The sequence below is a fragment of the Inquilinus sp. genome (assembly GCF_057815775.1).
On sequence record NZ_JBYRFX010001151.1, the window covers coordinates 1 to 7,368 of the forward strand.

Annotated in this window: 6 protein-coding genes; 1 reads left to right on the top strand and 5 read right to left on the bottom strand. The window is 67.2% G+C overall.

Going from position 1 to position 7,368, the window contains the following annotated elements; all coding sequences use genetic code 11:
* Positions 1–8: 8 nt before the first annotated feature.
* From AC3XYG_RS40840 to AC3XYG_RS40860, 5 genes are all read right to left on the bottom strand, one after another.
* Positions 9–935, bottom strand: coding sequence for an SMP-30/gluconolactonase/LRE family protein (locus AC3XYG_RS40840; RefSeq protein WP_489145648.1), 927 nt, complete (start codon positions 933–935; stop codon positions 9–11).
* Positions 936–1,050: 115 nt separating this feature from the next.
* Positions 1,051–2,001 (bottom strand): ABC transporter permease, encoded by a 951-nt coding sequence (locus AC3XYG_RS40845; RefSeq protein ID WP_489145649.1) that lies wholly within the window; start codon positions 1,999–2,001, stop codon positions 1,051–1,053.
* Between the two features lie 8 nt (positions 2,002–2,009).
* Positions 2,010–3,074, bottom strand: a complete 1,065-nt coding sequence (locus tag AC3XYG_RS40850) for an ABC transporter permease (protein ID WP_489145650.1) — start codon at positions 3,072–3,074, stop codon at positions 2,010–2,012.
* A complete protein-coding gene (locus AC3XYG_RS40855; protein ID WP_489145651.1) occupies positions 3,071–4,618 on the bottom strand; it encodes a sugar ABC transporter ATP-binding protein in 1,548 nt (515 codons plus the stop codon). Before AC3XYG_RS40855 ends, AC3XYG_RS40850 begins: the two co-directional genes overlap by 4 nt.
* Before the next feature lie 24 nt (positions 4,619–4,642).
* Positions 4,643–5,773 (bottom strand): sugar ABC transporter substrate-binding protein, encoded by a 1,131-nt coding sequence (locus AC3XYG_RS40860; RefSeq protein ID WP_489145652.1) that lies wholly within the window; start codon positions 5,771–5,773, stop codon positions 4,643–4,645.
* Between the two features lie 249 nt (positions 5,774–6,022).
* On the opposite strand from AC3XYG_RS40860, the gene AC3XYG_RS40865 reads away from it, so the two are divergent.
* Positions 6,023–7,368, top strand: a 1,346-nt coding sequence (locus tag AC3XYG_RS40865; protein ID WP_489145653.1) for a UxaA family hydrolase, incomplete at its 3' end; no start/stop codon positions are given.

A 7,368-nucleotide genomic window follows, 5' to 3' on the forward strand; every position in this document is an offset into this window, starting at 1 on the left:
GGTCTGACTCAGGCCGCCGGGCGCGGCGCTCCGGCGGCGTTGACGTAGATCGCGTAAAGCGATGTCGTGCCGCAGATGAACAGGCGATTGCGCTTGGGCCCGCCAAAACACACATTGGCGACGGTTTCCGGCACTTTTATCTTGCCGATCAGCGTGCCGTCCGGCGTGTAGCAATGGACGCCGTCGCCGGCGCTGCTCCAGATGTTGCCGTGATGGTCGACGCGGAAGCCGTCGAACATGCCGAAGGTGCATTCGGCGAACACCTCGCCGCCGGCCAGGCTGCCGTCGTCGCGCACCTCGAAGCGGCGGATGTGCTTCGGCCCGTCCGGGTCATGGCTGGCGCCGGTGTCGGCGATGTAGAGCAGTTTTTCGTCGGGCGAGAAGGCGAGGCCGTTCGGCTTGACGAAATCGGTGGCGACCGTCTTCAGCGCACCGGAGACCGGGTCGAAGCGGTAGACGTGGCAGCCATCCTGCTCGACCTCCGACTGGTGGCCTTCATACTCCGACAGGATGCCGTAGGACGGGTCGGTGAACCACACCGTGTCGTCCGACTTCACCACCACGTCGTTCGGCGAATTCAGGCGCTTGCCGTTGTGACTGTCCGCCAGCACGGTGACGCGGCCGTCATATTCGGTGCGGCTGACCCGGCGGCCGCCATGTTCGCAGGACACCAGGCGGCCCTGCCGGTCGCGGGTGTGGCCGTTGGTGTGGTTCGACGGGTTGCGGTAGACGCTGACGCTGCCGTCGGTCTCGTCCCAGCGCATGATCCGGTTGTTCGGAATGTCGCTCCACAGCAGGAAGCGGCCGTCGCCGAACCAGACCGGGCCTTCCGACCAGCGCAGCCCGATGTCGCTGGCCAGCACGTCGATATGGACATTGCCCATGACATAGGATGCGAAGCGCTTGTCGAGCACCTCGAAGCAGGGGTCGAGCATCCGTTTCCTCCCGTGGTCCGAGCTTGGGCCCGGAACGCCTTAATGATCGGACAAAACCGGCGGAAGTGTCGCGTCCGTCCCGCGGGCCGTCAATGATTCGAGGAGGTCAGGCACATCAGGCCGCGGCCTTGCCGCCCCGCCCGTACAGCACCAGCATCGAGATGATGACCAGGCCGTAGATGATCTGCCGCCCGGCCTCGGGCATCTGCATCACCGACAGCACGCTCTGCAGCAGCACGATCAGGATGGTGCCGACCACGGTGCCGGCATAGCGGCCCTGGCCGCCCAGGATGTTGGTGCCGCCGATCACCACCGCGGCGATCGAGGGCAGCAGGTAGGTGTCGCCCATCGCCTGGTAGGCCTTGCTGGAATAGTCGGCCAGCAGGATGCCGGCCAGGGCGGCGCAGAAGCCGCACAGCACGAAGCCGCCGACGATCACAAGCCGAGTGTTGACGCCGGAGAGATAGGCCGCAGCCTCGCGGTTGCCGATGGCGTAGATGTAGCGGCCCATCGGCATTCGGGTCAGCAGGAACACCAGGGCCAGGGACAGCAGGATCCAGACGAACACCGCCATCGGGATGCCCAGCAATTCGGTCTTGGCCAGGAACTCCATCGGCGGCGTCGCGCTGCTGGTGGGCGAGAAGCCGCCGGTCAGCATCACCATCAGGCCGCGCAGCACGGTGTTGACGCCGAGGGTGAAGATCATCGACGGCACCCGCAGGAAGGCGACGCCCAGGCCGTTGAACAGCCCGACCAGCATGCCGACGCCCAGCCCGACCGGGATCGCCTCCGGCCCGCCGACCGCGGTGGCCAGCATGGCGGAGGCGGTGATGGTCCAGGGCACCGACAGGTCGATATGCCCCATCAGGATCACCAGCATCATGCCGGCGGCGATCACGCCCATGAACGACGCGACCTTGAGCTGCTGCAGCAGATAGGTCGGCGACAGGAATGTCGCCGTGCCCTGGGTGACCATGGTGTAGACGGTGCCGGCCGCGAGGATGAGCAGGACGAAGCCGCAGGCCACCAGGATCGGCCGGTCGACGGAACGGAGGAAGGCGGTCATCGCGGCCCCTAGCCGAACAGGTGCAGGCGGTTCTTGACGCTGAACACCCGAGCGGCACCGATCGAGACGGCGGCCAGCAGGATCACGCCTTCGAACAGCGGCTGCAGCAGCGGATTGGCCAGGAAGGCCAGGGCGCTGTCCTCCGGGATCACGCGGAAGCAGAAGGAGATCGCGCGCAGCACCATGACTCCGACGATCGAGGCTATGGCGCCGCCCGACCCGCCGAACAGCGAGGTGCCGCCGACCACCACCGCGGCGATCGAGTTCAGCGTGTAGGTGCCGGCCATCGAGGTGTCGGCGTTGCCGCTGCCGGTCTGCAGCGCCAGGTATATGCCGGCCGCGGCGGCGAAGAAGCCGGCCAGGGTGAAGGCGGCCAGCTTCGACCGGTCGATCGCCACGCCCGACATGAACGCCGCCTGTTCCGACGACCCGATGGCGTAGCAGCCGCGGCCGGTCACCGAATTCTTGAACGGCAGCCAGACCAGCAGAACCATCACCCCCGCCAGGATCGCCGGCACCGGGATCGACTGGATGGCCTGGAACCAGCCCGGCAGGTCGCCGCCCCACCAGCCATAGGTGTCGGCCACGTCGAACAGGGTGTTGGATGCTGCCCAGGACAGGTCGGAATCGACCGCGCCGCCTGGCGTCGGCCGCAGGAACAGGGCGATGCCGATGAAGACGGCGCCGGTCGCCAGCGTGGCGATGATCGGCTGGATCCGGCCATAGACCACCAGCGCGCCGTTGACGAAGCCGGCTAGCAGCCCGGCGGCGAGGCACAGCACGATGCCGAGCGCGAGGTCCCATCCGGTCCCGATCAGGAGATGCGAGGCCAGGCAGTTCACCAGCGTCATCAGGGCACCGACCGACAGGTCGAGGCCGCCGAGCAGCACCGGGATGGTCTGCGCCATCGCCACCAGGGCCAGGGTGAAGGTCTCGTTGACGTTCTGGGTGATGACGTCGGCGCTGCCGCCGCGCGGGTGGTAGACCGAGTACAGGCCGTAGAACAGCACGAACAGGGCCAGGGCGAGCAGCAGGCCGCCGTGATGCCCCAGGCGGGACCGGATTGCGGTCATGCGGACAGGCTCTCCAGCGCCGGGTCGTCGGTTTCGAGGTTGAGGGCGCTGGCGACGATGTTGGTCTCGGTGATATCAGCGCCCTCCAGGGTCCGGATCACCCGCCCGTCATAGAGGATCAGCACCCGGTCGCAGCAGCCGATCAGCTCGTCGTAATCGGTCGAATAGAGCAGGATCGCGGTGCCGGCATCGGCGAGGTCGCGCAGCAGCTGGTAGATCTCCTGCTTGGTGCCGACATCGATGCCGCGGGTCGGGTCGTTCAGCAGCACGATCCGGGCATCGGTCAGCAGCCATTTGGCGATGACCACCTTCTGCTGGTTGCCGCCCGACAGCGTGCCGACCGGGGCCGAGGCCGAGCCGATCTTGATCTTCAGCGCCTCGACCATCCGCTCGATCCCGGCGGCTTCCTTGCGCCGGTCGACGGCCAGGAACCGGGTCATGCCGCCGAGGGCGGCCAGGGTGATGTTCTCGCCCACCGGCATCGGCAGCAGCAGGCCTTCGGTCTTGCGGTCCTCCGGGATCAGCGCCATGCCGATGCCGGCGCGCTTGGCGCCGCGGGGGCTGTCGATCCGGCAGGGCTTGCCGTCGATCAGGATGTCGCCTTCGACGCCGCGCAGCACACCGAACAGCGCCAGCAGCAGGTCGCGCTGGCCCTGGCCGTCCAGTCCGCCCAGCCCGACGATCTCGCCGCGGCCGACGGTCAGCGAGATGTCGGCCAGCCGGTCGGTCCAGCGCAGGCCGCGGGTTTCCAGCACCGGCACCGGCGCCACGGTCTTGACGGGCTTCGGCGGATAGACGGTGTGGATCTCACGGCCGATCAGCATGTGCACCACCTCGTCATTGGTGCGGGCTTCGGCCGGGAAGGTGTCGATATGCCGGCCGTTGCGGAACACCGAGCAGGTGTCGCACAGCGCCTTGATCTCCGGCATGCGGTGGGAAATATAGAGGATGCCCAGCCCGTCGCGCCGCAGCTGGTGCAGCAGGGTGTAGACCTTCTCGACATCCGCCGCGGTCAAGGCCGATGTCGCCTCGTCCAGGATCAGCAGGCGCGGGTCGCGCCCCAGCGCCTTGGCGATCTCGACCATCTGCCGCCGCGACAGGGGCAGGGCCTTGACCGGCATGCGCGGGTCGATGTCGGCGCAGCCGATGCGGGCCAGCAGCTCTTCCGCCCGCCGCCGCTGGGCCCGCTGGTCGATCAGGCCGAACCGCGTGGGCGGCCGGGTGATGCAGATGTTGTCGGCGACCGACAGATCCGGCATCAGCGACAATTCCTGGAACACGCAGACCACGCCGGCCGCATTCGCCGCCTGGGGCGAGGCGAAGCTGACCGGGCGGCCATCGACGCACATCTCGCCGGCGCTGGGCTGCACCACGCCGGACATGATCTTGATCAGCGTGCTCTTGCCGGCACCGTTCTCGCCCAGCACGCCGTGGATCGAGCCGGGCCGGGCCGCGAAATCGACCTCGCGCAGGGCGTGCACGCCGCCATAGTGCTTGCTGACCCCGGTCAGCTGCACCAGCGGCGGCGTGTCGGCTGCACTCATCCGTCCGGCCCGGCCTTCGGCGTCTTACTTGTTGTCGGCGTTCTGGGCCATGATCTGCGGCGCCGTGAAGGTGATGCCGCAGGGTTCGAACGCGTTCGGGGCGAAGAAGTCGACCGTCAGGTTCGACCAGTAGTTCTCGCCATCCTTCAGCGTCTTGTAATCCGCCACCGGGATCGGGATCGACACCATCTGCGGCATCGTCTCGCCCTTCAGCGCGGAAATCGCCGCTTTCATCGCGATGGCGACCAGGGCCGGCGACTGGCCGTAGGACAGGCCCTTCAGCCCCTGGTCCTTGTACTGGGCGATCTGCTGCCGGAAGATGTTCTCGCCCTCGCCGGCCATCGGCACGAAGGGATGCTTGGCGTCGATCAGCGCCTGCACCGTGCCGTTCGACCCGCCCTGGGTGAAGATGCCGTCGAAATGGCCCTGCACGGCCAGCGCGTCGGCCGTCGCCTTCTGCGAATCGCCCGGCGCCCAGTTGCCGACGACCTCGACGATGTCATAGGGCTTGCCGGAGGCCTTCATCGTGGTCTGGAAGCCGTCATGCCGGTCGCGGTCGACCGAATTGCCCGGCACGCCGCGCACCTCCAGGATCTTGCCGCCATTCGGCACGGTGTCGATCAGGAACTTGGCCGACATCTCGCCCATGGCCGACTGACTCTCGTTGACCTGCATGACATCGGTCGTGTCGAGCGTGTTGTCGAACGGCACCAGGATGACGTTCTTGCGGTTGGCCAGCTTGATCACCCGGTCGAAGCCGGTGGTGCTGACCGCATCGACCACGATGGCGTCATAGCCCTGGTTGATGAAATCCTCGATCGCCCCCAGCTGCGCCGCCGCGTCGTTGCCGGTGGAGATGACCTTGAACTCCTTGAGGTCCTTGGCGACATCCGGCAGGGCGGCGAAGGCCTTGGCGGTCTGGATCATCTGGATACGCCAGATGTTGCCGACGAAGCCGTTGACCAGGGCGATGCGGAACGGCCCCGGATGGGCGTCCCACTTCATGTACTTGGTGTCCTTGTCCCAGGGCGCGAAGCACTGGGGCAGGGCGCCGGGGCCGGCGACGGTCTTCGGCGCAGCGACGGCGGGGGCAGTCAGGGCCGTTGCGGACAGAAGCACCGCCGCGGCAACTGCGGCAAATCGGTGAAGCAGCATTCGGGTCCTCCCTGGGGACGGGCATTGCGCCCAGCGAACGATTCAATCTCGTCCGACATATTTCACAACCGGATGTTGCGCCGATCATTTGGCTCCGTCAATCATCACACTTAATGCGTCACGCCGGAGTCAGGCCCCCGGATCGGGCATGGCCCAGCCTCGTCAGAAGGATGGCGCCAGCCAAAAGTCCGACGTAAAGTGAAGCCGCCCAAGATCTGCCAGGCAAGCACAAGAACCCGCGCGAAACCGATGCCCAGCCCGAGCCTCTTCATCCGCCTCAACCGCGACGACAACGTCGTCCTCGCCCGCGCCGACATCACGCCGGGCACCCCGATTCCGGAAGAGGGGGTGACCACCGCCGGTCACATCCCGGCCGGGCACAAGATGGCGACCCGGCCGATCGCGGCGGGTGAGCCGATCCGGCGCTACAATCAGATCATCGGCTTCGCCACCGAGGCGATCGGCACCGGTGAGCATGTCCATGTGCAGAATTGCGCGATGGGCGATTTCGAGCGCGACTACGCCTTCTGCGAGGACGCCAAGCCGACCGAGATGGTGCCGGAGGCGGAGCGGGCGACGTTCCAGGGCTTCCGCCGTGCCAACGGCAAGGTCGGCACCCGCAACTACATCGGCATCCTGTCGTCGGTGAATTGCTCGGCCACCACCAGCCGGATGATCGCCGCACATTTCGAGAATTCCGGCGTCCTCGACCAGTTCCCGCATGTCGACGGCGTGGTCGCGATCACCCATTCCACCGGCTGCGGCATGGCGGATTCGGGCGAAGGCTACGACAACCTGCAGCGCACCCTGTGGGGCTATGCCCGCAACCCGAACTTCGCCGGCGTGCTGATGATCGGGCTGGGCTGCGAGGTCAACCAGATCGACTTCCTGCTCGAGGCCTACCAGGTCGAGCGCGGTCCGCTGTTCCAGACCATGAACATCCAGAATCTGGGCGGCACCCGCAAGACGGTCGACCATTGCATCGCCAGGGTGATGGAGATGCTGCCGGAGGCCGATAAGGCCCGGCGCGAGACCGTGCCGGTCAGCGAGCTGATGGTGGCGCTGCAATGCGGCGGCTCCGACGGCTATTCCGGCATCTCGGCCAACCCGGCGCTGGGCGCCGCGGTCGACCTCCTGGTCCGCCATGGCGGCAGCGCCGTGCTGTCGGAGACGCCGGAGATCTATGGCGCCGAGCATCTGCTGACCCGGCGCGCCGTCAACCGCCAGGTCGGTGAGAAGCTGGTCGCCCGGATCAAGTGGTGGGAAGGCTACACCGCCCGCAACGGCGGCGAGATGAACAACAACCCGTCGCCGGGCAACAAGCGCGGCGGCCTGACCACGATCCTGGAGAAGTCGCTGGGCGCCGCGGCCAAGGGCGGCACCACCAACCTGGTCGAGGTCTACAAATACGCCGAGCAGATGACGGCCAAGGGCTTCGTGTTCATGGACACGCCCGGCTACGACCCGGCCTCGGCCACCGGCCAGGTGGCGGGCGGGGCGCAGATCGTGTGCTTCACCACCGGCCGCGGCTCGGTCTCCGGCTTCAAACCGGCGCCCTGCATCAAGGTCGCCACCAACTCCACCATGTACAACCA